20 protein-coding genes and 7 pseudogenes are annotated in these 25,800 nt (G+C 73.9%); 12 read left to right on the top strand and 15 right to left on the bottom strand.

Features of this window, described 5'->3' with window-relative positions; all coding sequences use genetic code 11:
* Nucleotides 1–170: 170 nt before the first annotated feature.
* From DA06_RS15960 to DA06_RS15940, 5 genes and pseudogenes are all read right to left on the bottom strand, one after another.
* A pseudogene (locus tag DA06_RS15960) lies at nt 171–870 on the bottom strand (response regulator).
* 118 nt (nt 871–988) lie between these two features.
* Nucleotides 989–2,221, bottom strand: a complete 1,233-nt coding sequence (locus DA06_RS15955) for a beta-ketoacyl-[acyl-carrier-protein] synthase family protein (RefSeq protein WP_043501860.1) — start codon at nt 2,219–2,221, stop codon at nt 989–991.
* A 105-nt stretch (nt 2,222–2,326) separates the two neighbouring features.
* Entirely contained in the window at nt 2,327–2,578 is a 252-nt protein-coding gene (locus DA06_RS15950) for an acyl carrier protein (protein ID WP_043501856.1), read from the bottom strand.
* Nucleotides 2,579–2,666: 88 nt separating this feature from the next.
* Nucleotides 2,667–3,683 carry a beta-ketoacyl-ACP synthase III gene (locus DA06_RS15945; RefSeq protein ID WP_043501855.1) on the bottom strand — a complete coding sequence of 339 codons (1,017 nt, stop codon included), beginning with the start codon at nt 3,681–3,683 and terminating at the stop codon, nt 2,667–2,669.
* On the bottom strand, nt 3,680–4,090 hold the full coding sequence (locus DA06_RS15940; RefSeq protein WP_418605447.1) for an ACP S-malonyltransferase: 411 nt from the start codon (nt 4,088–4,090) through the stop codon (nt 3,680–3,682). Before DA06_RS15940 ends, DA06_RS15945 begins: the two co-directional genes overlap by 4 nt.
* Between DA06_RS15940 and DA06_RS15935 the strand changes: the two genes are divergently transcribed.
* From DA06_RS15935 to DA06_RS15920, 4 genes and pseudogenes are all read left to right on the top strand, one after another.
* On the top strand, nt 4,059–5,522 hold the full coding sequence (locus DA06_RS15935; RefSeq protein WP_418605445.1) for a class I adenylate-forming enzyme family protein: 1,464 nt from the start codon (nt 4,059–4,061) through the stop codon (nt 5,520–5,522). The genes DA06_RS15940 and DA06_RS15935 overlap by 32 nt on opposite strands.
* Nucleotides 5,519–6,178, top strand: coding sequence for a TetR/AcrR family transcriptional regulator (locus tag DA06_RS15930; RefSeq protein ID WP_043501844.1), 660 nt, complete (start codon nt 5,519–5,521; stop codon nt 6,176–6,178). Before DA06_RS15935 ends, DA06_RS15930 begins: the two co-directional genes overlap by 4 nt.
* Nucleotides 6,175–6,929, top strand: a pseudogene (locus DA06_RS15925) (SDR family NAD(P)-dependent oxidoreductase). Before DA06_RS15930 ends, DA06_RS15925 begins: the two are co-directional and overlap by 4 nt.
* A complete protein-coding gene (locus DA06_RS15920; RefSeq protein ID WP_043501851.1) occupies nt 6,926–7,852 on the top strand; it encodes an alpha/beta fold hydrolase in 927 nt (308 codons plus the stop codon). Before DA06_RS15925 ends, DA06_RS15920 begins: the two are co-directional and overlap by 4 nt.
* Before the next feature lie 94 nt (nt 7,853–7,946).
* On the opposite strand, the gene DA06_RS15915 is transcribed toward DA06_RS15920, so the two are convergent.
* On the bottom strand, nt 7,947–8,096 hold the full coding sequence (locus DA06_RS15915) for a hypothetical protein (RefSeq protein WP_418605444.1): 150 nt from the start codon (nt 8,094–8,096) through the stop codon (nt 7,947–7,949).
* 33 nt (nt 8,097–8,129) lie between these two features.
* Between DA06_RS15915 and DA06_RS15910 the strand changes: the two are divergent.
* The 8 genes and pseudogenes from DA06_RS15910 to DA06_RS15875 all read left to right on the top strand — a co-directional run bounded on the left by DA06_RS15910 (nt 8,130) and on the right by DA06_RS15875 (nt 16,655).
* Nucleotides 8,130–8,958 (top strand): annotated as a pseudogene (locus DA06_RS15910) (CoA transferase subunit A).
* A 1-nt stretch (nt 8,959) separates the two neighbouring features.
* Complete coding sequence (locus tag DA06_RS15905) at nt 8,960–9,622, top strand: CoA transferase subunit B (protein ID WP_418605443.1); 663 nt, start codon at nt 8,960–8,962, stop codon at nt 9,620–9,622.
* Complete coding sequence (locus tag DA06_RS15900) at nt 9,619–9,828, top strand: hypothetical protein (protein WP_418608338.1); 210 nt, start codon at nt 9,619–9,621, stop codon at nt 9,826–9,828. The genes DA06_RS15905 and DA06_RS15900 overlap by 4 nt, the downstream gene beginning before the upstream one ends.
* Nucleotides 9,825–11,593 (top strand): annotated as a pseudogene (locus DA06_RS15895) (transcription antitermination factor NusB). Before DA06_RS15900 ends, DA06_RS15895 begins: the two are co-directional and overlap by 4 nt.
* 238 nt (nt 11,594–11,831) lie before the next feature.
* On the top strand, nt 11,832–12,497 hold the full coding sequence (gene rpe / locus DA06_RS15890) for a ribulose-phosphate 3-epimerase (protein ID WP_043501838.1): 666 nt from the start codon (nt 11,832–11,834) through the stop codon (nt 12,495–12,497).
* 369 nt (nt 12,498–12,866) lie between these two features.
* A complete protein-coding gene (gene putP / locus DA06_RS15885) occupies nt 12,867–14,381 on the top strand; it encodes a sodium/proline symporter PutP (protein WP_052436844.1) in 1,515 nt (504 codons plus the stop codon).
* Between the two features lie 391 nt (nt 14,382–14,772).
* On the top strand, nt 14,773–15,366 hold the full coding sequence (locus tag DA06_RS15880) for a TetR/AcrR family transcriptional regulator (protein WP_043501832.1): 594 nt from the start codon (nt 14,773–14,775) through the stop codon (nt 15,364–15,366).
* A gap of 584 nt (nt 15,367–15,950) precedes the next feature.
* Entirely contained in the window at nt 15,951–16,655 is a 705-nt protein-coding gene (locus tag DA06_RS15875) for a hypothetical protein (protein WP_043501830.1), read from the top strand.
* Nucleotides 16,656–16,694: 39 nt separating this feature from the next.
* Here DA06_RS15875 and DA06_RS15870 read toward each other — a convergent pair whose 3' ends face one another.
* From DA06_RS15870 to DA06_RS15830, 9 genes and pseudogenes are all read right to left on the bottom strand, one after another.
* Nucleotides 16,695–17,684: a Na+/H+ antiporter NhaA gene (locus DA06_RS15870; protein WP_418605442.1), complete on the bottom strand. Its 990-nt coding sequence runs from the start codon at nt 17,682–17,684 to the stop codon at nt 16,695–16,697.
* Nucleotides 17,685–17,974: 290 nt separating this feature from the next.
* A pseudogene (locus DA06_RS15865) lies at nt 17,975–19,542 on the bottom strand (anthranilate synthase component I); the annotation flags it as partial.
* 29 nt (nt 19,543–19,571) lie between these two features.
* A complete protein-coding gene (gene hisI / locus DA06_RS15860) occupies nt 19,572–19,943 on the bottom strand; it encodes a phosphoribosyl-AMP cyclohydrolase (protein ID WP_043501825.1) in 372 nt (123 codons plus the stop codon).
* 417 nt (nt 19,944–20,360) lie between these two features.
* Complete coding sequence (locus DA06_RS15855) at nt 20,361–22,952, bottom strand: ABC transporter ATP-binding protein (RefSeq protein WP_418605440.1); 2,592 nt, start codon at nt 22,950–22,952, stop codon at nt 20,361–20,363.
* 1 nt (nt 22,953) lies between these two features.
* On the bottom strand, nt 22,954–23,256 hold the full coding sequence (locus tag DA06_RS15850) for a hypothetical protein (protein WP_418605439.1): 303 nt from the start codon (nt 23,254–23,256) through the stop codon (nt 22,954–22,956).
* Between the two features lie 4 nt (nt 23,257–23,260).
* Nucleotides 23,261–24,001, bottom strand: coding sequence for a lysophospholipid acyltransferase family protein (locus DA06_RS15845; RefSeq protein WP_418605437.1), 741 nt, complete (start codon nt 23,999–24,001; stop codon nt 23,261–23,263).
* Nucleotides 23,998–24,738 carry a (d)CMP kinase gene (cmk, locus tag DA06_RS15840; protein ID WP_043501819.1) on the bottom strand — a complete coding sequence of 247 codons (741 nt, stop codon included), beginning with the start codon at nt 24,736–24,738 and terminating at the stop codon, nt 23,998–24,000. Before cmk ends, DA06_RS15845 begins: the two co-directional genes overlap by 4 nt.
* 478 nt (nt 24,739–25,216) lie before the next feature.
* A pseudogene (locus DA06_RS15835) lies at nt 25,217–25,447 on the bottom strand (prephenate dehydrogenase dimerization domain-containing protein); the annotation flags it as partial.
* 4 nt (nt 25,448–25,451) lie between these two features.
* Nucleotides 25,452–25,712: pseudogene (locus tag DA06_RS15830) on the bottom strand (prephenate dehydrogenase/arogenate dehydrogenase family protein); the annotation flags it as partial.
* Nucleotides 25,713–25,800 lie beyond the last annotated feature (88 nt).

Here is a 25,800-nt window from a genome sequence, read left to right as displayed (position 1 = left end):
ACCGCCAGGGCTGCGGCGACGGTCACCGGGACGCTCAGCCACGCCGGCACGCCGGCCCGCCCGCCGATCTCCGAGACGAGGGCCGCGCAGACGACGCTGATCCCGACGAGGAGACCGAACTTGAGCTTGACGGAGCCGACGACGTCCAGCGGCCGGTCACGGTCCACGGCTCAGGCCTCCAGCGCGTAGCCGACACCGTGGACGGTCCGCACGCGCGACGCGCCGATCTTCGCGCGCAGCGCCTTGACGTGGCTGTCGAGCGTCCGGGTGCCCCGCGCGTCGGCCCACCCCCCAGACCTCGCGCATCAAATCCTCGCGTGTGCGCACCGCGCCCGCGGCGTCCGCGAGCTCGACCAGCAGGTCGTACTCCAGCGGGGTCAGGTGCACCGGCTCGCCGGAGACGGTGACCCGCCGTCCGGCGCGGTCCACCGCGAGGTCGCCCACCACCAGGCGGGTCGGCGCGCACGTGGCGAGCTCACGCGCCCGCTCGACCCTGCGCAGCAGCGCGCGGACGCGGGCCACCACCTCGCGGGAGCTGAACGGCTTGGTGACGTAGTCGTCGGCCCCGACGGCGAGGCCGACGAGCATGTCGGTCTCCTCGACGCGGGCGGTGAGCATCAGCACCGGCACCGGCCGGGCGGCCTGGATCCGCCGGCACACCTCGATCCCGTCGAAGCCCGGCAGCATGACGTCGAGGAGCACGAGGTCGGGCCGGTGCGCCGCGTGAGCCGCGACCGCGCCGGGCCCGTCATAGGCCTGGACGACGGCGAACCCCTCGGCCGCGAGGCGGTCGGTCAGGGCCTGGTTGATCGTGGCGTCGTCCTCGACGACGAGCAGCGTGGCCGGCACGGCGGCCCGGGAGGAGGTCATGGCTCCGAGCCTAGGATCCGGCCCGCGGAGGTCCTGGTCGTGAGGCGTGGAGGTTGTGTGAAGAAACACCGGTGGCCCGCCCCGGCCGGGGCGGGCCACCGCGTGGGGCCGCAGCGGGTCAGGCGGAGGTGACCACCAGCGCCACGTTGTGGCCGCCGAAGCCGAAGGCGTTGTTGGCGGCCGCGACCTGGCCCGCGGGCAGGGCGCGCGGGGTGTCCCGCACCAGGTCGATCGTGATGTCCTCCTGCAGGCTGTCCACGTTGATCGTGGGCGGCGCCTGGCGCTCGCGCACGGCCAGCACGGTCAGGACGGTCTCGAGCGCGCCGGCGCCGCCGAGCAGGTGCCCGGTCATGGACTTCGTGGCGGAGACGGCGGTGTCGTCCCCCACGACGCGGCTGATCGCGGCCGCCTCGACGCCGTCGCCGGCCGGGGTGGAGGTGGCGTGGGCGTTGACGTGCACGATGTCGTCGGCCGCGAGACCGGAGTCGGCGAGCGCGATGCGCATCGCCCGCTCCTGCCCGGCGCCCGTCGGGTCCGGCGGGGCGATGTCGAACGCGTCCGCGGTCATGCCCACCCCCGCCACGACGGCGTGCACGCGCGCCCCGCGGGCGGCCGCGTGCTCGGCGGACTCGAGCACCACGATCCCGGCGCCCTCGCCCATGACGAAGCCGTCACGGTCGACGTCGTAGGGGCGCGAGGCCCCGGCGGGGTCGTCGTTGCGGGTGGACAGGGCCTGCATCTTCGCGAAGGCCGCGAGGGGCAGGGGGTGGATGGCGGCCTCGGTGCCGCCGGCGATGACGACGTCGGCGCGGCCGTCGCGGATCATCTCGACGCCGTAGGCGATCGCCTCGGCGCCCGAGGCGCAGGCGGAGATGGGCGCGTGCGCGCCGGCCTTGGCGCCGAACTTGACGGAGATGTTGGCGGCCGGGGAGTTGGCCATGAGCATGGGCACGGTCAGCGGCATGACCCGGCGCGCGCCCTTCTCCTTCACGGTGTCCCAGGCGTCCAGGATGGTCCAGACGCCACCGATGCCGGAGCCGACGACGGTGCCCAGGCGTTCGCCGTCGACCTCGGGGCTGCCCGCGTCCTCCCAGGCCTCGCGGGCCGCGACGAGGGCGTACTGGGCGGAGGGGTCCATCCGGCGGATCTCGTTGCGGGGCAGGACGGTGTCGGTGGGGACGGCCAGGGTGCCCGCGAAGTTGACGGGGATCTCGTACCGCTCGGCCCAGTCGTTCTCCAGCGTGCGCACGCCCGACTTGCCGGCCAGGACCATGTCCCAGGTGGTGGCCACGTCCCCGCCCAGCGGGTTGGTGGTACCCAGACCGGTGATGACGACGGTGGGCTGTGCCATGCGGTGCTCCAGGGGTTCGGGGCCGCCCTGCGTGGCGGCGTGACGGGTCGGGAGGTGGCCCGGGCGGCGGGGGTGCACCGCCTGGTGCACCCCCCGCGGGGCAGGTCAGGCCTGCTGGGCCCCGTTGATGTAGTTGACGGCGTCCTGGACGGTCTTGAGGTTGCCGACCTCCTCGTCGGGGATGCGCACGTCGAACTTCTCCTCGGCGAGGGTGGCGATCGTCATCATCGACAGCGAGTCGACGTCGAGGTCGTCCGTGAAGGACTTCTCCGCGGTGACCGACTCGGCCGGCAGGCCGGTCTCCTCGTTGACGATCTCGGCCAGGCCGGCAAGGATCTCCTGCTCGCTGAAAGCCATGGGGTTGCTCCGTTCCGTAGGTGTTGCTGGTTGTCGGTTGACAGTCTGGGGGGTGCCACAGCCCTGTCGCGCGCGGGCGCGCGGCAGGTCAGGGCAGCACCACGACCTGCGCGGCGTACGCCAGACCGGCCCCGAAGCCGATCTGCAGGGCGATGTCCCCGCTCTTCGCCTGCCCCTCACGGAGCAGTCGCTCCGTGGCGAGCGGGATGGACGCCGCCGAGGTGTTGCCGGTCTCGGCGATGTCCCGGGCCACCACGACGTCCTCGCGCAGCCCGAGCTTCTTGACCATGTGGTCGATGATCCGCATGTTCGCCTGGTGGGGGAGGAACACGTCGATGTCCTCCGGGCGCAGCCCGGCGGCCTCGATGGCCTGCTCGGCCACGGGGGTCATCTGGAACACGGCCCACTTGTAGACGGAGGGTCCCTCCTGGCGCAGGGTCGGCCACCCGACCTCGGTGCCCGGCTCCGCGTTGCGGTAGTCGAGCCAGGAGTGCGTCTGGCCGATCATGGCGGCCGCGGACCCGTCCGAGCCCCACACCGTCTGCCCGATCCCGGGCTCGTCCGACGGCCCGACCACGGCGGCGCCGGCGCCGTCGCCCAGCAGGAAGCTGATGGAGCGGTCGGTGGGGTCGATGAAGTCGGACATCTTCTCCACGCCGATGACCAGCACGTGGCGGGCGGTCCCGGCGCGCACGAGGGCGTCGGCCTGCGCGATGCCGTAGGCGTAGCCGGCGCAGGCCGCGGAGATGTCGTAGGCGGGCGCGGGCGTCGCGCCGATGCGGTCGGCGACGACGGCGGCCAGCGACGGGGTCTGCTCGAACCAGGTGACGGTGGAGACCAGGACGGTGTCGACGTCGGAGCCCTGCAGGCCGGCGGCGGCGAGCGCCTCGTTCGCCGCCCGCTCGGCGAGGTCGGCGACGGTGACGTCCTGCCCGGCGCGACGCCGGGACACGATGCCCGTGCGCTGGCGGATCCACTCGTCCGAGGAGTTGATGGGACCGACGATGTCGTCGTTCACGACGACGTTCTCGCCTCGCACGCCGCCCACCCCGAGGATCCGGGCGTGCTGGACGGGCCGCGCGGCGCGCAGGGTCGGTCGGGTCATCGGGTTCCTCCGTGGCGGTTCATCAGGTCTCGGGCGGCGGGCAGGTCCTCGGGGCCCTTCACGGCCACGGTCTCCACCCCGGGAAGGGTACGTCGGGCCAGGCCGGTGAGGACCCCGCCGGGGCAGAGCTCGACGACGCCGGTGACGCCGAGGGCGATCAGCCGCTCGCAGCACAGGTCCCAGCGCACGGGGTTGGCCACCTGCGTCACCAGGCGCTCGACGGCCTCGGCCCCGGAGGTGACGACGGCGCCGTCGGCGTTCGACAGCAGGCTGACGCGCGGGTCGGCCGGCGCCAGCGACGCGGCGGCCCGGCGCACGTGATCGACGGCGGGGGCCATGTGCTCGGTGTGGAACGCGCCGGCCACCTGCAGCGGGATGACGGCCGTCGAGCAGGCCGGGGCGAGCACCACCTACGCCGAGCTGGACGCGCGGGCCACCGCGCTCGCCGAGCGGCTGGTGCGGGCCGGGTACGTGCCCGGGGACCGCGTCGCCACGCTGACGCGCAACAGCACGGACCACGTGGTGCTCTTCTTCGCCTGCGCGAAGGCCGGGCTGGTCCTGGCACCGATGTCCTGGCGGCTGTCGGGCGAGGAGCTGGCCTACCAGCTGCGTCACGCCCGCCCCGCGCTGGTCGCCGTCCAGGCGGGGCTGACCGAGGAGGCCCGCGCCGCGCTCGCCCTCCTCGACGTGACGCCGCCCGTGGAGCTGCTGGGTCCCGACGGTGTGGAGGAGCACGTGCCGGGCCCCGCCCGGCCGGACGGGAACCCGCCCGGGCCGCTGCGCCGCGTGCGCGACGACGACCCGCTGCTGCTCATCTACACCTCCGGCACCGCGCGGGCGCCGCGCGGGGCGCTGCTCACCCACGAGAACTGCTTCTGGACCAATCTCTCCCTCGGCGGCGCCACGGGCATGACCGGCCAGGACGTGGTCCTGTCGGTGCTGCCGCAGTTCCACGTCGGCGGGTGGAACGTCCAGCCGCTTCTGGCGTGGTGGTCCGGCGCGACCGTCGTCCTCGAGGCGGACTTCGACCCGCCCGCCGTCCTCGAGCTCCTGGCCGGCCGCCGCGTCACCACGATGATGGGCGTCCCGACGACGTACCAGCGGCTGGCCGAGCTGCCCGGCTTCGCGGACGCGGACCTCTCCGGGCTGACGCACGCGGTCGTCGGCGGGGCGCCGATGCCCGAGCCGCTGCTGCGCACCTGGCACGAGCGCGGGGTGCGGATCGTGCAGGGCTACGGCCTCACCGAGGCGTCCCCCAACGTGCTCGCGCTGCCCTCCGCCGACGCCTTCGACCACGTCGGCTCGGTGGGCAAGCCCTACCCGCACGTGGACGTCGCCGTGGCGGACGCGGTCACCGGGCACCTGCTCCAAGGCCCCGCGCGCGGGGAGCTCCTCGTCCGCGGCCCGGCCGTCTTCGCCGGGTACTTCCGCGACCCGGAGGCCACCGCGGAGGTCGTGCAGGACGGCTGGCTGCGCACGGGCGACCTCGTCGAGCGCGACGCCGACGGCTACTTCCGGGTGGTCGACCGGCTCACCGACATGTACATCAGCGGCGGCGAGAACATCTCCCCCGCCGAGGTCGAGGCCGCCCTGGCGACGCACCCGGACGTGGTCGACGTCGCCGTCGTGGGGGTGCCCGACACCCGCTGGGGCGAGGTGGGCCACGCGTTCGTCGTCCGTGCCCCCGGCTCCGCCGTCGACGCCGAGCGCCTGCTGGAGCACTCGCGCCAGCACCTGGCGAGCTTCAAGGCGCCGCGCGGGGTGACGTTCGTCGAGACGCTCCCGCGCACGGCCCTCCACAAGGTCCGCCGCGGCGCCCTGCGGGAGGTGGCACCGTGAGCGCCCCGCCGCGCACCGAGCGCGGCACCCGCACGCGCGCACGCCTGCTCGCCGTCGCCACCGACGTCTTCGCCGAGCGCGGCTACCACGACGCCTCGATCGTGAAGATCACCGAGGCGGCGGAGGTCGGCCAGGGCACGTTCTATCTGTACTTCGACTCCAAGCAGGCGATCTTCGAGGAGGTCGTCCGCGACCTCAACACCCGGGTCCGGCGGGCGATGTTCGAGGCCTCGAGCAGGCAGGCCGCGCGGCTCGACGCCGAGCGGGCCGGGTTCCGGGCGTTCTTCCGCTTCACGGCGGAGAACCCGGCCCTCTACCGCATCATGCGCCAGGCGGAGTTCGTCGCGCCGGACGTGCTGCACATGCACTACGAGACGATCGCCCGCGGGTACGTCGCGGGGCTGACCGCCGCCCGCGAGCGCGGCGAGCTGGCCGCCGAGGTCGACCCGGAGGTCACCGCCTGGGCCCTGATGGGCATCGGCGAGCTCGTCGGCATGCGCTGGGTCCTGTGGTCCCGGGACGACGGCGCAGCCCCCGGCCGACCTGCCGCCTCCGCCTCTGCCCCCGCCGCCTCCGACGCCGGCCTCCCGCCCGACGTCTTCGAAGCCACCATGCGCCTCGTCGAGCGCACCCTCTCCCAAGGAGCACCACGATGACCCCGACCAGAACGCTCGAGGGCCGCCGCGCCGTGGTGACCGGTGGCGGCAACGGCATCGGCGCGGCGTGCGCTCGCGAGCTCGCCGCCCGCGGCGCCCACGTGGTCGTCGCGGACCGTGACGAGGCCGCCGCCTCCGCCGTGGCCGCCGAGACGGGTGGTGAGACGTGGGTGGTCGACCTCGACGACACGGCCGCGCTCGACGGGCTCGTCCTCGACGCGACGTGCTGGTCAACAACGCCGGCATCCAGGTGGTCCGGCCGATCGAGGAGTTCGAGCCGGCCGACTTCCGCCGCATCCAGCGGATCATGGTCGAGGCCCCGTTCCTCCTCGTGCGCGCCTCGTTGCCGCACATGTACGCGCGAGGCTGGGGCCGCGTCGTCAACATCTCGTCGGTGCACGGCCTCGTCGCCTCGCCGTTCAAGTCCGCGTACGTCACCGCCAAGCACGCCCTCGAGGGGCTGAACAAGGTCACGGCGCTGGAGGGCGCGGGGCGCGGGGTGACGAGCAACTGCGTCAACCCCGCCTACGTGCGCACCGCCCTGGTCGAGAAGCAGATCGCCGACCAGGCCCGTGCCCACGGCATCAGCGAGGACGAGGTGCTGGAGAAGGTCCTCCTCACCGAGCAGTCGGTCAAGCGGATGGTCGAGCCGGCGGAGGTGGCCTCCCTCGTCGGGTGGCTCACCGGCCCGGACGCCGGGATGGCGACCGGTTCCTCCTACACCCTGGACGGGGGGTGGCACGCGCGATGAGTACGCACACCTACGCAGAGATCGACGTCGCCGTCGACGGCGGCACGCTTCGCGCCGGGATCTGGGAGCCGGTCGCCCCGGCGGGAGAGGGCGCGACCGGCCCGGGCACGGCCGGCCCCGTGCCGACGGTCCTCGCGGTGCACGGCATCACCGCCACGCACCGGACCTGGACCTACCTGGCCGACGCGCTGCCCGGGATCCGGGTCGTCGCGCCGGACCTGCGCGGGCGTGGACGCAGCAACGCGCTGCCCGGGCCGTTCGGGATGGCCCGGCACGCGGACGACCTCGCCACCCTGCTCGGCGAGGTCGCCGCGGGGCCGGTCGTCGTCGTCGGCCACTCGATGGGCGGCTTCGTCTCCGTGGTCCTGGCGCACCGGCACCGCGACCTGGTGGACGCCCTCGTCCTCGTCGACGGCGGTCTGCCGCTCGACGTCCCCGCCGGCGCCGACCCGGACGAGCTGATGCGCGCCGTGCTCGGGCCCGCGGCCGCCCGGCTCGCGATGACGTTCCCCGACCATGAGGCCTACCGCGACTTCTGGCGCGCGCACCCCGCGTTCACGGGCCACGTCGACGAGCGGCTCGGCGGCTACTTCGACTACGACCTGGAGCCGGCCGACGGGGGCTGGCGTCCGTCGTCGCGCATCGAGGCCGTTACCGGGGACCAGCGCGAGCTGGTCACGGGAGAGTCCCTCCTGCCCGCCCTCGACGCGCTCGACGCCCCGGCGGTGTTCCTGCGCGCCCCGCGCGGCCTGCTCGACGGCGAGCCCCTCTATGCCGCCGAGCACGTGGCCGCCTGGGCCGAGCGCCTGCGGATCACGACCGTCGAGGTCACCGACGTCAACCACTACACCATCGTCATGGGCGGCGCAGGGGCGGCGGCCGCGGCCGAGCAGGTGCGTGCCCTCCTGGCGGTGCGCACGTGACCGCGGCACAGCAGGCCGCCGAGATCTGGTATCAACAGGTGCGGCCAGTGAGCCGTGCCCGCACGAGCAACCACCCCGACGACGTGGGGGGAGTTCACAGCATGCTCTCGGCCAGGAGCCCGCGTGACGCACCGGTCCCGAGGGACCGCGCCGGGCGCAGGGCGGTCGCCGTCCTCGCCGCCCGGGCGTCGTCCGCGCCGTGCTGCTCGTCGTCGGCGCAGCCCGGGCGCTCCCCCGATCCCACCGAGGCCGTGCCACGAGAAGAAGGAGACGACCGATGACCAGCGGAACAGCGAGCGCCACGATCCGGCCGGGGACCTCCCGCGGCCTGGACAAGGTGGTCGCCTCGGCGGCGGAGGCCGTGGCTGACGTCCCCGACGGCGCCTCCCTCGCGGTGGGCGGGTTCGGCCTGTCGGGCAACCCGATGGCGCTGATCGAGGCGCTCCTCGCCCAGGGCGCGACCGGCCTGTCCGTGGTCTCCAACAACTGCGGCGTGGACGACTGGGGCCTGGGGCTGCTGCTGAACGCCGGGCGCCTGTCGAAGATGACGGCCAGCTACGTGGGCGAGAACAAGGAGTTCGAGCGGCAGTTCCTCTCCGGCGAGCTCGAGGTCGAGCTGACCCCCCCAGGGCACGCTGGCGGAGAAGCTGCGCGCCGGCGGGTCCGGGATCGCGGCGTTCTTCACCACCACCGGGGTGGGGACCCAGGTGGCCGAGGGCGGGCTCCCGCGCCGGTACGACGGCTCCGGCGGGGTGGCCAAGGCGTCGCCGCGGAAGGAGGTGCGGACCTTCGCGGTGCGCGGCGAGGAGCGCGAGTTCGTCCTCGAGGAGGCGATCGCCACCGACTTCGCCCTCGTGCACGCCCTCAGGGGCGACCGGCACGGGAACCTGGTGTTCAACAAGGCGGCGCGGAACTTCTCCCCGCTGGCCGCGATGGCCGGGCGGGTCTGCATCGCGCAGGTCGAGGAGCTTGTCGAGCCCGGCGAGATCGACCCCGACCAGGTGCACCTGCCGGGCATCTACGTCCACCGCGTCGTCCACGTGGGCGGCGGCATCGAGAAGCGGATCGAGCGGCGCACCGTGCGCTCCCGTGACGAGGAGGCCTGAGATGGCACTGACCCGGCAGGAGATGGCCGCACGCGCGGCCCTGGAGCTGGCCGACGGCTCCTACGTCAACCTCGGCATCGGGCTGCCGACGATGGTGCCCAACTACGTCCCGGACGGCCGGCAGGTCGTGCTGCAGTCCGAGAACGGGATCCTCGGGGTGGGTCCGTACCCGTACGAGGACGCCGTCGACCCCGACCTGATCAACGCCGGCAAGGAGACGGTGACCACCCTGCCGGGGGCCGCCTTCTTCGACTCGGCGCTGTCCTTCGGGATGATCCGCGGCGGCAAGATCGACGTCGCGATCCTCGGCGGCATGCAGGTCTCCGCCGCCGGGGACCTCGCCAACTGGATGATCCCCGGCAAGATGGTCAAGGGCCCGGGCGGGGCGATGGACCTCGTGCACGGCGCCGGGAAGGTCATCATCCTCATGGAGCACAACGCCCGGGACGGCTCCGCCAAGATCGTCAACGAGTGCTCGCTGCCGCTGACCGGCCGGGGCGTGGTGGACCGGATCATCACCGACCTCGCCGTCATCGACGTCACGCCGCGGGGTCTGGTGCTGACCGAGCTCGCCCCCGGCGTGGGCGTCGAGGAGGTTCGCGAGCGCACCGAGCCCGAGCTGGAGGTCTCCGAGCACGTCCACGCCGTGGAGGTCGACGCATGAGCGCCCCGACGTCTCCCGCCGCCGGCACGCCCAGCGCCGGCGGCAGGGCCGGCCCGGACGACGTCGTCATCGTCGGCGCCGCCCGCACCCCGCAGGGGAAGCTCAAGGGTCAGCTCGCCGCGCTGACCGGGGTCGAGCTCGGCTCGGTCGCGATCAGGGGCCGTCCCGACGCGTCGTGCTCGGCGCGCCCGGGGGGCGCATCGTGAGCGCTGCACGCCCCGACGGCGGAAGACCGGCCGAGCGGCCCGGTGCGAAGCACCCAAGACGCCAGGGCACCGGCAGTCCCCGCGGTGGGGAGGGCGCGCGGCAGGGCAGAGGCCCCGGACAGGACCCTGCCTCTCGGCAGAGCGGCAGCTCCCAGCAGGGGAGGAGGGCCCAGCAGCGAGGCGAGGTCCAGCAGCGAGGCGAGGCCCAGCAGCGAGGCGAGGCCCAGCAGCGCGGCAGTTCCCAGCAGGGCGGCAATGCCCAGCAGAGCGGCCGCGCAAACCGTTCGTCCCTCTCCGCTGGCGCCCGCCGTCGGCGCCCGGACGCACCGCGTCTCGCCGCCTACGACGTCCTGCGCCAGGTGGCCGGCAGCGACGCCTACGCGAACCTCGTCCTCCCGGGCCTCCTGCGCGAGCGCGGGATCACCGGACGCGACGCGGGGTTCGCCACCGAGCTCGCGTACGGCACGCTGCGGCTCCAAGGCCGCTACGACGCCGTGCTCGCACAGTGCACGAACGGCCGGCCGCCGGAGTCGCTCGACCCTGAGGTCCTGGACCTGCTCCGTCTCGGCGCCCACCAGATCCTGGGGATGCGCGTCCCGAGCCACGCGGCGGTGTCGGAAACGGTCGACCTGGCACGCTCCGTCGTCGGCCGTGGTCCCGCGGGCCTCGTGAACGCGGTGCTGCGGACGGTCGCGCGGACCGGCCTCGACGAGTGGCTCCGTCGCATCGCCGCTGAGGTGGACCCGGACGGGTCCGACGCCGTCGCCCGGCTCGCGGTGACCGGCTCGCACCCCGTGTGGGTCACCCGTGCGCTGCGGCAGAGCCTTCTCGCCGACGGCCGCCCCGACGACGAGCTCGCCGCTCTCCTCGACGCCGACAACGAGCCTCCCCGCGTCACGCTGGTGGCACGCCCCGGGCTCGTCGAGGTCGACCGGCTGGCCGACGAGTGCTCCCGGGCGACGGGCGACGCCCCCACCCCCGGCGGCTTCTCGCCGTTCGCGCTGCAGGTCTCGGGCGGCGACCCGTCCGAGATCGCGTCCGTGCGACGCGCCGCCGCGGGCGTGCAGGACGAAGGCTCCCAGCTGGTGGCGCTGGCCCTGGCCGCGGCGCCGCTCGCCCCGGACGGCCACGACGCGGCTCCGCCCGAAGATCTCACCGGTCCCCGCGACCGCAGCTGGCTCGACCTGTGCGCAGGACCGGGCGGGAAGGCGGCCCTGCTCGGCGCCCTGGCGCGCCAGCGGGGCGCCACGCTGCTCGCCAACGAGGTCGCACCCCACCGTGCCGGGCTCGTCCGCGGCTCGGTGGCTGCGCTGCGGCCGGGACCGTCGAGGTCCAGGTCGGTGACGGCCGCCGGGTCGGGGAGGAGCGCCCGCGCCAGTTCGACCGGGTGCTCGTCGACGCGCCGTGCACCGGGCTCGGGGCCCTCCGCCGTCGCCCGGAGTCCCGGTGGCGGCGCACGCCCGCCGACCTGGCGGCGCTCGGCTCCCTCCAGCGGGAGCTGCTCGCCTCCGCCGTCGACGCCACGCGGGTCGGGGGAGTGGTCGCGTACGTCACCTGCTCCCCGCACGTGGCGGAGACGCGCGTCGTCGTGGAGGATGCCCTCCGCCGTCGCGACGACGTCGAGCTTCTGGACGCGGCCGCCGTCGTCCGGGAGATCGCCGTCACCGAGCCGCCCGGTCTGGGCGACGGACCCTTCGTGCAGCTCTGGCCGCACGCGCACGGCACGGACGCGATGTTCCTCGCGCTGCTGCGGCGGACCGCCTGACCATGCCGCCGAGGGATCGACGGGGCCAGCCGCCCCCGTCGACCGCGTGAGCGATCCCGGCGAGGGATCGGCGAGGCCAGGCGCTCTCCTCGACCGCCTGAGCGGTCCCGGCGAGCGGTAGACGCGGCCAGCCGCCCAGGTCGACCTGCTGCCCCGTCCGGCCGGGGATGGTGAAGGCGGCCCGGACGCAGGGCACGCCGTGCGGCCTCGGCCAACCTCCCTCGTTAGTGTTGGGCCCGTGAGCATCGTCATCTCCCCGAGCATCCTCAACTCCGACTTCTCCGACGTGCGCGGAGAGCTGGCGAAGATCGCGGGGGCCGACTACGCCCACGTGGACGTCATGGACAACCACTTCGTCCCGAACCTCACACTCGGGCTGCCCGTCGTCGAGGCGATCCTGCGGACGACCCCCGTCCCGGTGGATGCGCACCTGATGATCGAGGACCCCGACCGGTGGGCGCCCGCCTACGCGGAGGCGGGCTGCGCGTCCGTGACGTTCCACGCCGAGGCCGCGATGGCACCGGTCAAGCTCGCGCGGGAGCTGCGCGCCAACGGCGCCCGTGCCGGCCTCGCGGTCCGGCCCGCCACCGCGATCGAGCCCTACCTCGACCTGCTGCCCGAGTTCGACATGATCCTCGTGATGACGGTCGAGCCGGGGTTCGGGGGCCAGTCGTTCATCGACGGCACCCTGCCGAAGATCAGCCGCACCCGGAAGGCGATCCAGGACGCGGGCCTGGACGTGTGGGTCCAGGTCGACGGAGGCGTCTCGCGCGAGACGATCGAGCGTGCCGCCGACGCGGGGGCGAACGTCTTCGTCGCCGGCTCTGCCGTCTACAAGGCCGAGGACGCCGCGGCAGAGGTGCAGGCGCTGCGCGACATCGCCACGGCCGCCCACCACCACTGAGCCGGGTCCACCGCTCCCGTCGGCGGACGACACCCGTCTCCCGCCGCCCGACGGCGCACCCGCGCCGTGTGCGACGGGGCGAACCTCAGCTCCCGCGGCGCCCGACGGCGCACCCCACTCCCGTCGGCGCGCCCGCGCCTCCCGGTGCGGCCGACGTCGGAGGCCGGGTCCGAGATTCCCCTCGTGGGCGCGACCGAACGAACGCGAGGACGGTCCGCCGTGGTCCTTCCCGGACGACCCGCCGAGGTCCCATCTGGACGGCGCCGGGGCCTATAAGACCTGTCACTTCGTGACGTGCGACGCACCGGCCGTTCGAACCGAGGTGTAGGGTCGCCGCGCCCCAATCCCTGACAGGACGGACACATCTTCATGAGTGACCAGGCGTTCCACATCGCCGCACTGGTCGTCTACTTCGCCGGCATGCTGGCGATCGGCTGGTACTTCCTCCGCAGGAACAACAGCCTCGACGACTACATGCTGGGCGGGAGGGGACTGCCGCCGGCGGTCGCCGCGCTCAGCGCCGGCGCCTCGGACATGTCGGGCTGGCTGCTCATGGGGCTTCCCGGCGCCATCTACGCCGCCGGACTCGTCGAGGGCTGGATCGCCATCGGACTCACGCTCGGCGCCTGGGCGAACTGGAAGTTCGTCGCGCCGCGCCTCCGGGTGTACACCCAGGTGTCGGCCAACTCCATCACCATCCCGAGCTTCCTCGAGAACCGCCTGCGGGACACCACCCGGGCGATCCGCATCGCGGCGGGCGCCATCATCCTGGTCTTCTTCACGTTCTACGTCTCCGCCGGCATGGTCTCCGGTGGCGTCTTCTTCACGAGCTCGTTCGGCCTGGACTACCGCACCGGCATGCTGCTCGTCGCGGGCGTGACCGTGCTCTACACCCTGGGCGGCGGATTCCTCGCCGCAAGCTACACCGACTTCGTGCAGGGCCTGATGATGTTCCTCGCCCTGATCGGTGTGCCGATCATCGGCATCCTCGCCGCCGGCGGTCCCGGCGAGGTGCTGTCCACCATCCGTGAGGTCGACCCGCAGCACCTCAGCATGGTCGGCGGCGGCATCGGCGTCATGGCCGTCGTCTCCGCGCTCGCGTGGGGCCTCGGCTACTTCGGTCAGCCGCACATCATCGTCCGGTTCATGGCCCTGCGGACCGCGGACGAGGCACGCGCCAGCCGCCGGATCGGCATGGGCTGGATGATCCTCTCCGTCGGCGGCGCCATCGCCACCGCCCTGGTGGGCGTCGCATACTTCCACCAGAACCCGGGCCTCACGCCGGAAGATCCTGAGACGGTCTTCCTGGTCCTCGGTCAGATCCTCTTCCACCCGCTCATCGCCGGCTTCGTCCTGGCGGCCGTCCTCGCGGCCATCATGAGCACGGTGTCGTCGCAGCTGCTCGTCACCGCCTCGGCACTGGTCGAGGACCTGTTCACCATCGGCTTCAGGCGCGAGACGACAGGCCGCCAGCAGGTCATGCTCAGCCGCGCCGCGGTCCTGCTCATCGCGCTGGTTGCGGCGGCCATGGCCTGGACTCAGAACGACACCATCCTGGGACTCGTCGCCTTCGCCTGGGCGGGGTTCGGCGCAGCCTTCGGCCCCACCATCCTGCTCGCCCTGTACTGGCGCCGGCTGAGCACGGCCGGTGCTCTCGTCGGCATGGTCGCCGGAGCGGTCATGGTGGGCGTCTGGGGCAACGTCGAGGGCGGCATCTTCGACCTGTACGAGATCGTCCCGGGCTTCGTCCTCAACCTGGTGCTCGCCGTCGCCATCAGCCTGGCCACCCACCGCCACCACGGCGAGGTGACGGCCGAGTTCGACGAGACCATGCGCGTGCTCGACGGCGGCGAGCCGGCCGCGGTGCCGGCGGCCCGCGGCTGAGGAGACCACCGCACCCGACAGAGCTGCGCCGTCGGCCCCCGAGCGTGACGGCCTCGGCGCGGTCGGCGACCTGGCGGACGTCGAACGCCCCCTCCGCCGTGCGCGCCAGGCCCTCGTCGAGCTGGGCCGCGACGGGCGGCGGCGCGGCGAGGGCGATCGGCACGTCGCGTGGCGCGGTGTTGAGCGCCGGCCACGCGAAGGCGATGAGGGCCACGGACACCAGGGCCGCGAGCCCTAGGACGATCGCGGTGACGCGACCCCATGGCGCGGGTGTGGTTGACGATCGCATCGGTCGTTCCTCTCGTAAAACGAACGTTCCTTCGCTGTCACGATCGAGAGTGCGCCCGCCAGCCCGCGTTGTCAAGAACGAATATTCGTTTTACCGTGGTGCATGCCTAGAGTGACGGACGAGTACCGCGCCGCCCGGCGCGAGCAGATCCTTCAGGCCGCGTTCCGCTGCGTCGCCCGCAGCGGCTTCCACGGCACGACCATGGCCGACGTCATCGGCGAGTCCGGGCTGTCGGCCGGCGCCGTCTACGGGTACTTCAGGGGCAAGAGCGAGCTGCTCCTCGCCATCGCGGACCGCGCGATCGGCTCCATCGACGAGGTCTTCGACCACCTGCTGGCCGACGGCGCCGCCCCGCACCCCGCCGACGTGCTCCGCACCGCCCTCGACGCGCTGATGTCGGTGGGCGAGGAGGGTGTCGACCTCACCGTCGTCACCGTGCAGGCCTGGGCCGAGGCCGTGCGCGGCGGGGAGGTCCGCGAGCTCCTGAGCCCGCGCGTCAGGCACCTGCGCGAGCAGTGGGTGGAGGTAATGCGGCGCTACCAGGCGGCGGGCCACCTCGGCGCTGACGCGGACCCGGAGGACGCGGCGAAGGCCATGGTCGGCCTCATCCCGGGGTTCATCCTCCAGCGCCTGATGCTCGGCGACGTCACCGCGGACGGCTTCACCCGCGGGGTGCGCACCCTCCTCGACTCCTGACCCCTATGGGGCGCCCTGCCCGCCTCTCACGCCGACGCACGAATTACTCCAACATCCTCGTCCAAAACTCGTACGACGCGGAGTGCACGGTGGAACGATCGTCAGATCACTAGGGCGCCCTTGATTGGGCGCCCCCATGCACGAGCGGGGAGCCCAATGACTGACACCGAACTGACTTATGCCCCCCGCGACTGACGGGGTGGCGCCGGGTGCACTCGTCGACAAAGCCAGGGGCGCGGCCCAGACCGAGGGCTTCCAGTCCCAGATCTACAAAGCCATCTCGGTGCAGCGCCCCGTGGTGATCGAGTACCTGAAGTCGCTTCGTCGGGACAAGCCTGACGCCTCCGCCACGGAGATTCTCAAGGAGCTCGACCGCCGCTACGTCACCACAGTGACAACCGCCAGCACGGGGGGTCGGTGCATCGGCAGCGATCCCGGGCGTCGGCATCCCGGTCGCCCTCGGCCTCGGAGTTGCCGACCTGCTCTTCTTCTACGAGACGAGCGCGCTGTACGTCCTTGCCGTCGCGGAACTTCACGGTATCGAAGTGAACGACGTCGCTCGGGCACAGCCGCTCGTCTTTGGGATGCTGCTCGGCGAGAAGTCGCAGAGCCTGGTGATGACGGTTGTGCTCGGCGCGGTTCCGGGTGCGGCAAGCGTCGACAATGCTCACACCGCCGCCACCGAAGTTCTGGTGGATACCCTTCCGGACGGCTGGGGTGAGGTGCTCACCCAGCAGCTCCCCGACTCCGCGCTTTCTCCGGTACTCACCGTCCTCGCCCGCCAAGCGCTCAAGGAAAGTGCGAAGTTTGGCGCAGGCAGCCTGGGGAAGGCTCTCCCGTTTGGCGTCGGTGCCGTGATCGGCGGCGTCGGCAGCTTCACGTTCGGTCGGGACGTCGTCAAGGCTGCGCACGTCGCCTTCCCCGAGCCGCCCGCGGACTTCCCGGCATCGCTCGCAGACTTCCAGAAGGCGGAGCCGAAGTCGGCCGAGCCGTCCCGGGCGGTCGCCGCGTTGCAGGCCGCCGCCGGTGGTGCCGCCGAATTCGGCGGGGACATCTGGAACACGGCGACCAGAGCGACAGAGGTGTTTCGCTCGGTCGACCTCGACGGCGACGGCATCCCCGATGAGGCCCGAGCGCTCACCGCGGTGAAGGATGCGGGCTCCGCGATCAAGGGGGCCGCAACCGGCGCCGCAGGTGCCGTGGGTGGAGTGTTCCGCAGGAAGCGCAACCGTGCGGAGGTCGCCGACGACACCCCGAACGAGCCGGCCGAGGCCCCGGCGGAGTCCTGAGCCGCTCACAGACCTACCTGTCTCGGTGCACCACCGTCGTCACGCCGTCCCCCACCGCGACGACGGCGGAGCCGGCCAGACCTGCCCGCGCGCCCCTTCCAGCGCGGCGATCAGCGACCGCGCGTCGTGCGGCCCGATGTGCCGGGTGTCCCCCACGAAGAACGTCGGGGTCCCGCGGGCCCCGCTGGCCTCGGCGTCGGCCACGTCCTCACGGATCCGTGCCGCGTGGCGCTGCTCGTCGACGTCGCGGAGGAACTCCTCGACGTCGAGCTCCAGCTTGCCGGCGTAGCCCGCCAGGTCCTCGAGCTCGAGCTCGTCCTGGTGGGCGAAGAGCACGGCGTGCATCTCCCAGAAGCGCCCCTGGGCGCCGGCAGCCTCGGCGGCAGCGGCGGCGAGCTCGGCGTGCGGGTGGACGTCGGGAAGCGGCAGGTGTCGGAACACGTAGCGAAGCTCGTCCCCGAAGTGCTCGAACACCTCCATCAGCGCACCTGTCACGCGCCCGCAGAACGGGCACTCGTAGTCCCCGTACTCCACGAGGGTCAGCGGCGCCGTCGCCGGTCCGCGGATGTGGTCGCGGTCGGGGTCGACGGGGCGCGCAAGCCTGATCGGCAGGGACGCCGTCGTCTCCCCATGGAGCCGCGCGGCCAGCTGGAACACCACCCAACCGAGCGCCGCGGCGAGGACGACGGCGATCAGCACCCCGACGGTTGCCTCCTGCTGCAGCCGCTCGTCCTCGAACGCGAGGTGGATGATCAGCAGCGCCACGGTGAACCCGATGCCGGACAGCGCGGCGCCGCCGAGGATCTGCCCGGGCCCGACGCCCTGCGGGAGCTGTCCCGCCCCGAGCCGGGCGCCACCGAGGGTGAAGCTGCCGATGCCGGCGAACTTGCCCACCACGAGCCCGACCACCACCGCCCACGTCAGCGGGGACGCGAGGGCGTCGGCCAGCACGCCTCCACGCAGGTCGACCCCGGCGTTGGCGAGGGCGAAGATCGGCACGATGACGTAGCTCGTCCAGGGGTGCAGCACGAGCTGGAGACGTTCGTTGACGGACACCGCGCGGGTGAGCGCCTCCTGCGCGGAGCGGCCCACCTCGGGAATCGGCGACTGCCGGAAGGCGCGGACCGCTGCGCGGCGGAGGTGCCGCTGACGGTGACCTGCTGCCGCCCGAGCACCGTCGTCACCTCGCCGTGGCCCAGGTGGCCGAGCCCGTGGCGAGCAGCAGCACGCCGAGGACGAGGACGACCAGGACGACCTGCCCGCGCCGGGGGGCGGTCACGGCCGGCCCGTGGCGGAACCGACGACCGAGCGGGTGCGGTTGCGGGACGCAGCCCGGCGGCCACCTGCACCGCCCGGACCGCCGCGGCGGCCTTGTTGCGGGTCTCCTCGTACTCGGTGGCGGGGTCGGAGTCCGCGACGATGCCGGCACCTGCCTGCACGGACGCCTGCCCGCGGTGGATGACGGCGGTGCGGATGGCGATGGCGAGGTCGGCGTTCCCGGCGAGGTCCAGATAGCCGATGACGCCGCCGTAGACGCCGCGGCGGGCCGGCTCGAGCGTGTCGATGAGCTCGATCGCCCGCGGCTTGGGCGCACCCGACAGCGTGCCCGCCGGGAAGGTGGCGGTCAGGCAGTCCAGCGCGGTCACGTCGGGCCGCTGCCGTCCCACGACCGTCGAGGAGATGTGCATGATGTGGCTGAAGCGCTTGACCTCCATGAGCTCGACCACCTCGACCGTCTCCGGCCGGCAGACCTTGGTGAGGTCGTTGCGGGCGAGGTCGACGAGCATGACGTGCTCGGAGAGCTCCTTCGGGTCGGCGAGGAGCTCCTCCGCCAGCGCCCTGTCCTCGGCCGGGGTGGCTCCGCGCGGCCGGGAGCCGGCGATCGGGAAGGTCGTGACCTGCCCGTCCTGGACCCGCACGAGCGTCTCGGGGCTGGAGCCGACGACGGCGAAGCCCTCGCCGTCGTCCGCGCCGTCGTCGAGCTGGAGGTAGTACATGTACGGGCTGGGATTGATGGTGCGCAGCACCCGGTAGACGTCGAGCGGGTCGGCGGCGCAGTCGATGTCGAGGCGCTGGGAGAGCACCACCTGGAAGACCTCGCCGTCGACGATGGCCTGCTTGGCGGCGAGCACGGCGTTCTCGAAGTCGCTGCGCGGGGTGCGGAAGCGGAGCTCGGGCTCCGCCGTCGGCACGTGGACGGCGGCGGCACCCGGGGCCGGGGCGAGCAGGGACGCCTCGAGGGCGTCGAGTCGGGCGACGGCGTCCGCGTGCGCCTCGTCCACCCGCTCCGGGGTGTCGTCGAAGTTCACCGCGTTGGCGATGAGCCAGACGGACCCGTCGTGGTGGTCGACGGCGGCCATGTCGGTCGCGAGGCACAGCGCCACCTCGGGGGGTGTCGTGCTCGAGCGGCGCCAGTGCGCGCAGGGTGGGCTCCCACTGCCGCAGCACGTCCCAGCCCAGCGAGCCGACCAGCCCGCCGGTCAGCGGCGGAAGGCCCGGGACGGCCGGGGTGCGCAGCTTCTCCAGCGTCGTGGCGAGCACCTCGAGGACCGGCCCCTCGGCGGGGATGCCGACGGGCACGTCGCCGGTCCACCGGGCGTGGCCGTCGCGGCTGGTCAGGGTGGCCCGCGAGGCGGCACCGACGAAGGACCAGCGCGCCCAGGCGCCGTCGTGCTCGGCGGACTCCAGGATGAACGTCCCCGGGCGGCCCCCGGCGAGCTGGCGGTACAGACCCACGGGCGTGACGTCGTCGGCCAGGAGCCGGCGCACCACGGGGATGACGCGGCGGTCCGCCGGCCAGCTCGCGGAAGAGCGGCAGCGCGGGCCACGTCTGCCCCCAGCCGACCGCGACGGGGGGCGCCGCGCCGGACTCGCCGGGCGTGGTCACGTCGGAAGCGCCGGACGTGGTCGCGCCGCTCACGGTCGGTCCCCGACGACGGCGCCGAGGTCTCCCCCGGCCTCGAAGCACGTGCGGGTGCCGGTGTGGCAGGCCACCCCCACCTGGTCGACGCGGACGAGGACGGCGTCGCCGTCGCAGTCCAGCGCCACCGACTTCACGTGCTGGCTGTGCCCGGACGTGTCGCCCTTGCGCCAGTACTCCCGCCGCGAGCGGGACCAGAACCACGCCCGCCCGGTGGTGAGGGTGCGGTGGAGCGCCTCGTCGTCCATCCAGCCGACCATGAGCACCTCGCCGGTGTCGTGCTGCTGCACGACGGCGCAGACCAGGCCGTGCTCGTCACGCTTGAGGCGGGCGGAGATTCCGGGGTCGAGGGTGGTGTTCGGGGGCACCGGACGATCTTGCCACGCACGCCTCGCGCACGTGAGACGCCCCCTCGCCGCGAGACGCCAACCCCTCCGCGAGAGGTCAACTACTCCGCGAGACGTCAACTCCTCCATGGCACGACAACCCCCCCCGTGGCACGTCAACTACCCATGGCACCTCAACTCCTCCACGGAACGTCATACTCTCCCGCAGGACCTCCGCCGCCCCTGGTGCCACGTGGAGCCGTGGCAGCCTCGGCCTGACGCCAGCCCGCACTGCGTCTCCACCTCGTGACCGGCTGAGCGCCGTCGTCGGCCGCCCCATCCGAGCACCAGGTTGAGGAGATGGTTCGCCGGGACGCCCGATCCGAACCGTTTTCGCAACCTCGTCGGGCTCGCCGGCCGCGCGCGAGCTCAGCGCCGTCGTCGGCCGGCCGCGCGGGCTCAGCGCGTCTGCGCGACCCAGGATCCGTACATTTTCGCGTACGTGGCGCCGGCGTCGAGGAGCTTGTGGTGCCCGCCGACCTCGACGACGTTCCCCTCGTCGACGACGACCACCAGGTCGGCGGCCTCGGCGGTGGAGAGCCGGTGCGCGATCGTGACCGAGGTGCGGCCGCTGGTGAGCCGGTCCAGCGCGCGGTTGATGCGGGTCTCGGTGGCAGGGTCGACGGCGGAGGTGGCCTCGTCGAGGATCAGGAGGTCCGCGTCGGCCAGGTAGGCGCGCCCGAGCGCGACGAGCTGGCGCTCGCCCGCGGAGAGCGACTCGCCGCGCTGGCCCACGGGGGTGTCCAGGCCGGCGGGCATGGTGGCGATCCACCCCTCCAGGCCGAGGTCGGCGACGGCGGCGCGCACCTCCTCCGGCCCGTGGGCGACGGGGCCGTAGGCGAGGTTCGCCCCGATGGTGGTGCCGAAGAGGAACCCCTCCTGCGGCACCAGCACCACGCGCTCGCGCAGCTCGGCGAGCGGGAGGGCACGGAGGTCGGTGCCGTCGAGGAGCACCTGGCCGGCGGTGGGGTCCATGAGCCGGGCGAGCAGCTTCGCGAGGGTGGTCTTGCCCGACCCGGTCTGCCCGACCACAGCCACCTGCGTCCCCGGCTCGACGGCGAGGTCGACGCCGTGGAGGACCTCGGGGCCGCCGGGGTAGGCGTAGCGCACGCCCCGGAACTCGATGCGGGCCGCGCGGTGGCCGTGGCGGCGGGCGGCGGGACGGTGGACGGCCAGACGGTGGACGGCGGGACCCGGTGCGCCCGCTCGGTCCTCGGTGGAGTCCGGCTCGGGGTCCTTGACGTCGACGGGCGTCTCGAGCACGGCGATCACGCGGCGCCAGCCCGCCACCGCGTTCTGCAGCTCGTTGAGCACCTCGGTGGCGTTCTGAACCGGCCCGGTGAACATCTGCACGAGGAAGAGGAAGGCGAGCAGCGTCCCGACGGAGATGTCGCCGCGCACGCCCAGGTAAGTCCCGGCCACGACGACGGCCGCGAGCGCCACGGCGGAGAGCACCACCCCGGTGGAGAAGGCCAGCGCGACGAGCGTCTGCGCCCGCACGGCCTGCGTGAGGTGGGCACGCACCGAGCGGTCGATGCGCTCCTGCGTGCGGTCGGCGGCGCCGTAGGCGCGGATGGTCTCGGCGCCGACGACGGACTCCGAGACCGCCGAGAGCATCGCGCCGACCCTCAGCCGCACCGCGCCGTACGCGACGGAGACCGCCCGCTGCGCCCGCGGGGCGAGCAGCACCATCGGCAGGTAGCACAGCCACACGAGCAGGGCGAGGCGCCACGAGTACACGACCATCGCGACACTGGCGAGCAGCAGCTGCCCGGCGTTGAGGATGAGCATCAGCCCGCCGCGCTGGACGAACATGGAGATGGTGTCCACGTCCGAGGTGACGCGGGAGACGAGCGAGCCCCGCTTCTCGGCCGACTGCGTGAGGGTGGAGAGGTCGTGGACGTGGCGGAACGTCTGCACCCGCAGCTGCGCCAGGCCGGTCTCGCTCGCCCTGTACAGCCGGACGTTGACGGCTGCGCTCACCCGCCCCGTGACCACGAGCACCGCGAGTCCGGCCACGCACAGCCACGCCACCCGGGCGACGTCGGGCCCGCCCGGGGCGAGGATGCCGTGGTCCGTGGCCTGCTGGACGACCACCGGCACGACCACGCGGCCCACGGTGGCGACGACGGCGAGCAGCAGGGTGGCCCGCAGCCCCTCGGTCATCGCCGGCGACAGCTGCAGGCCCCGGCGGATCGTCGCGAGGACGCCCAGGTCGGAGGCGGAGGAGATCTGCGAGCTCATCGGCCCTCCCCCCGGGGCGCGGGCGGCCCGCTCGGCCTCCCGCTCCGCGGTGCGGGCGGCGTAGGCGGTGACGAGCTCGTGGTAGCCGGCGTCGCGGGCCAGAAGCTCCTCGTGCGTGCCGGCGTCCACCACCGACCCGCCGTCGAGGTGGACGATCCGGTCGGCCAGCGCGATCGTCGAGGCACGGTAGGCGACCAGCAGCACGGAGGGACCGCCGTGCGTGGCGGCGCCCAGGCCGGCGAGGATCTCCTGCTCCACCACCGGGTCGACTGCGGAGGTGGCGTCGTCGAGGACCAGCAGGCGGGGGCGGCGCACGAGGGCGCGCGCGATGGCGAGGCGCTGGCGCTGCCCGCCCGAGAGGGTGGCGCCCCGCTCCCCCACGACGGTGTCCAGGCCGTCCGGCAGGGCGCGGACGAACCCGTCGGCCCGTGCGGTGCGCAGCGCGGCCCAGACCTCCGCGTCGTCGAAGCGTCCGCCGTCGTCCAGGGTGACGTTGCCGCGCACGGTGTCGTCGAAGACGAACGTCGACTGGCTGACGAGCGCGACGGCGGAGGTGCGGGCGGCGGGGTCGAGGTCACGCACGTCGTGGCCGTCGAGGAGCACCCGGCCCCGCGAGGGGTCCATGAGGCGGGCGACGACGGCGGTCAGGGTGGACTTCCCGGCGCCGGTCGGCCCGACGACGGCGACCGTGCGGCCCGGCGGGACGGCGAGCGAGACGTCGCGGAGCAGATCGGTGGTGCCGGGCACGTCACCGGGGTGCCCGGCCGGTCCGCCGTCGGCCGCCTCGGCGAGCCGGGGTGGGGACCGTGACGGTGACGCGGTCGACGCGGACGGCCGCGGGACCTTCGACCCCGGTCGCGTCACCGTGGGCGGCGCCCGCCTCGGGAACCGGTACGGCGGGAAGCTCGTGGGTCCGCTCGCCGTCCGCGGTGCCGGGGGCGCCGTCGGCCAGGTCGTGGGTCCGGTTGGCGCCGGGGAACTCGTTCGTGGGCAGGTCCTCGGCGTTCGTGTCCGGGCGGGCGGCTGACTCGCGCGCGGGGTCGTTGCTCATGAGGTCATTCTCCCCTGCCGCCGTCGTCGCCACGACCAGGCATGGCGGAGGCGGGCAGGGGGACGCCGGTGAGCTCCACGGCGCCGCGCACGTGGGCGGCGAGCCCGGTGCCGATGACCTCCATCGCCCGCGCCATCTGCTCGCGCCGGCTGACGCCGTCGGCGCTGTCGAGCCGGATGGGGTCGCCGAAGACGACGTGCAGCTTCGAGCGCGGCCCGGGGACGTGGCCGCGCCTGTCACCGGGCAGCCGGGTGCCCAGGCAGGCGGCCGGGACGATGGGCGCGCCGGAGTTGACGGCGAGCCAGGCCACGCCGGCCCGCACGGAGCTGGCGTCGCCGCCGCCGCGGGTGCCCTCCGGGAAGATGCCGACGACGCGCCCCTCGTCCAGGAACGCCTTTCCGGTGGCGAGGGCGGCACGCCCCGAGGACCGGTCGACCGGGATCTGGCCGGCCCAGGTCATGAGGAAACCGATCCTCGAGTCGAAGAACTCCTGCTTGACCAGGAAGTGCGAGCTGCGCGGCACGGCGCCGAAGACCACGGGGCCGTCGATGATGCCGACGTGGTTGGAGGCGATGATCACCGGCCCCTCGGCGGGGACCTTCTCCGCCCCGTGGACGGTGGTGCTCCACCAGACGTGGTCGAGGAACCGGCCCACCTGGCGCGCCCAGACCGGCCCCCACCGGTAGACGTCCTCGGGGCGCACGCGCTGCCCGCGGGTCTGCCCCTGCCTGTCCGGGCGGCTCACCGGCGGGCCTCCTGGGCGCGGGTGACGACGGCGAGCACGGCGGCGAAGGTTTCGTCCACGCCGAAGGAGGAGGAGTCGACCGTGACCACGCCGTCGGCGGCCGTCAGGAAGGTCGAGACGGTGGAGTCGTCGGCGTCACGGCGGACCACCTCGTCGCGGGTGGCCGCGATGGTGGCGGCGTCGGCGGTGCCGTGGCGCTCCTTCGCCCGCCGCGCCAGCCGTTCCCGCTCGTCGGCGAGGAGGAGGATCCGGACGTCGGCGTCGGGCGCCACGACGGTGGTGATGTCCCGGCCCTCCGCGACGATGCCGCGACCGCTGCCCTGCGTCGCACTGTTCCGGACGGTCCCGGCCGCGGCGTCCGCGATGATCTCGCGCTGGAGCCGCTTGAGCTCGGCGCGCGCCTCGAGGTTGGTGGCGACCTTGGAGACGACGGCGGTCAGCCCGGCCTCGCGGATCGCGTCGGTGACGTCGACGCCGTCGCACACCACCCGCGGTTCCTCCGGGTCGGTCAGCATCGTCAGCGGCATGGCCCGGACGGCCTCCGCGACCGCCGGGACGTCGTCGAGGTCGACGCCGCTGCGCCCGCACCACCACGTGGCCGCCCGGTACATCGCACCGGTGTCGAGGTAGGCCAGGCCCAGCTCGCGCGCGAGGCGGCGGGACACCGTGGACTTCCCCGACCCGGAGGGTCCGTCGATCGCCACCACGATGCCGCGGTCCTGCCTGCCCTGCTCCACGCTGTCCTCCTGCCGCGCCGAGGCGCTGTCCTTCGTCCTGGGTCCGTCGTGCGCCGAGGCGCCGTCCGTCGTCGTGCGCCCGTGGGCCGCCGCGCTCACCGTGCGACCACGCGCCACCCGCGCCGGTCGAGCTCCTCCTCCAGCGGCTCCACCGCCGACGGCAGCACGGACAGGACGGCCAGGCCGACCGGCTGCCCGGCGGAGTGCTCGAGCTGGAGGTCCTCGATGTTGACCCCCGCCTCGCCGACCTCGCTGAAGAGCCGGCCGAGCTCTCCCGGCTCGTCCGGGACGAGGACGGTGACCTCGCCGTAGCGGCGGGGCGCGCCGCCGTGCTTGCCCGGGATCCGCCCGACGCCCACGTTCCCGCCGCCACCACCCGGGCGAGCGGGCCCGTGGAGCCGGGAGCGAGCGGACCGTCCTGCGCGGCGCGGTCGAGGGCCGCGACGACGACGTCGAGATCGTCGCGCAGCTCGCGCAGCGCCCGCGCGACGGGCGCGGCGTTGCCGACGAGGATCGTGGCCCACAGCTGCGGGTCGGAGGCCGCGATGCGGGTGACGTCCCTCAGGCCCTGCCCCGCCAGACCGAGCGCGGGCTCCGGCGCTCCCGCAGGCGGGCGGCGACGAAGGAGGCCGCGAGCTGCGGCACGTGCGAGACCAGGGGCGACGGCGTCGTCGTGCTCCTGCGCGCCGAGGGTCGACGGCGGCCGCACCGACGTCCGTCGCGAGGGAGCGCACGGCGAGGACGGCGCCGGGCAGGCTGTCCGGACCGGGCACCACCACCCAGGGGCGCCCGACGAACAGGTCACCGTCGGCCGCGGCCGCGCCGGAGCGCTCGCGCCCGGCCATGGGGTGCGACCCGACGTAGCGGGCGGCGTGCTCCCCCGCGTCCCGGGCGACCTCCTCGGCGATGACGGCCTTGACGCTGGCGACGTCGGTCACCACGGCGCCCGGGTGGCGGGCGAGCTGGGCGACCACGGTCTCGGCGGGGGGTCGTGGCGCTGGTCGCTGCACCCCTGAGAGGGCCCGGCGCGGTGGTCGCTGCACCCCTGAGAGGGCCGGCGCG

The organism is Georgenia sp. SUBG003 (assembly GCF_000715355.2).
Taxonomy (GTDB): domain Bacteria; phylum Actinomycetota; class Actinomycetes; order Actinomycetales; family Actinomycetaceae; genus Georgenia.
Note: the sequence above shows the minus strand (reverse complement) of the source record. Positions and strands in the feature narration are given on the sequence as shown.